This window comes from Mesorhizobium sp. M7A.F.Ca.CA.003.01.2.1 (assembly GCF_003998945.1).
GTDB classification, from domain to species: domain Bacteria; phylum Pseudomonadota; class Alphaproteobacteria; order Rhizobiales; family Rhizobiaceae; genus Mesorhizobium; species Mesorhizobium ciceri.
In genome coordinates this window covers 1-1,059 of the sequence record NZ_RZRA01001351.1, presented here as the reverse complement: position 1 = coordinate 1,059, position 1,059 = coordinate 1, and the positions used below count along the sequence as shown (strand labels likewise).

The following is a 1,059-nucleotide window of genomic DNA, read 5'->3' as shown; positions in this document are numbered from 1 at the left end:
GCCGTCGACCAGCTTGCTCGACAGGTCGGCCGGGAAACCCTGCGCCGGGTTGATGCCCACCGTGCCGCTGGCCGACAGGCTGCCGCGCGTCGACAGCGTTCCGGTCAGCCGGTTGATCCTGGCGACGCCGCCGGCAATCGAGACATCGGCGGCGAGATCGTTGACGGCGAGGCCGGAGCGCGCATCGACAAGGCGCGCACCCGAGGTGCTGATGCTGCCGCCGATGACGGGCGATGTCGCGGGACCGCGCACCTGCACGTTGACATTGGCGGTTCCAGACAAAGACAGACCCTGCGCGGCCAGCTTCTGGCTGAGCAGGCCGAACGGCACGACGCCATTGAAGTCGAGCACCAGTGACGGCGTGCCGGCCGTTGTCACGGTGCCGCCGCCCTTGAGGCCAAGGCCGGCGCCATCGCCGACATTGGCATTGAAGGTCAGCTTGTTGCCGCCGAAGGTGCCCGACGAGGAGACACTCACCGCACCGACACCGGCACCGCGCGTCTGCGAGGTCCGCACGCCGGCCGCGTCGAGGTTGAAGACAATGGCGGGGTTCGCCGGCGCACCCGTCACCTTGACCGTGCCTGAGATCGAACCGGCGGCGTCGAGCCCCGGCGAGAAACTGTTGGCGAGCGACATCGGCACCCGCGCCAGCGTCGCATTGATGTCGAGCGCCGTGCCGACCTTGCCGGTCACCGTCGCCGTACCACCGCCAAGGTTGAGCACGAGCCGGTCCAGCGTCGTTGTGCCGTTGGCAATGCTGACGGTCGAGGCCTGGGCGATGGCCGTCTTGATGCCCTGGACAGTCGCCTGGCCGGAGGCAAGCTCGATGGTCGTCGTGCCGTTGGCCACTTTCACCCGGCCGGCGGCCTGTGCCGGAATGCCCTTGACGGTTGCGCCGCCGGAGAAGCCGGTCCAGTCGCCGTCGCGCTTCAAGTCGACATCGATGCCGCTGATCACGGTGCCGCCCGACGTGACGGTGTCGGCGCGGATCTTTCCGGAGATCACGGGCGCCGCCAGATAGTTGGCGACCAGCGCATCGATCGAGACGGCTTTCGCCTG

At 68.6% G+C, this 1,059-nt stretch carries 1 pseudogene; it reads right to left on the bottom strand.

Annotated elements, in window-relative coordinates:
- Positions 1-1,059 (bottom strand): annotated as a pseudogene (locus tag EN969_RS32585) (translocation/assembly module TamB); the annotation flags it as partial.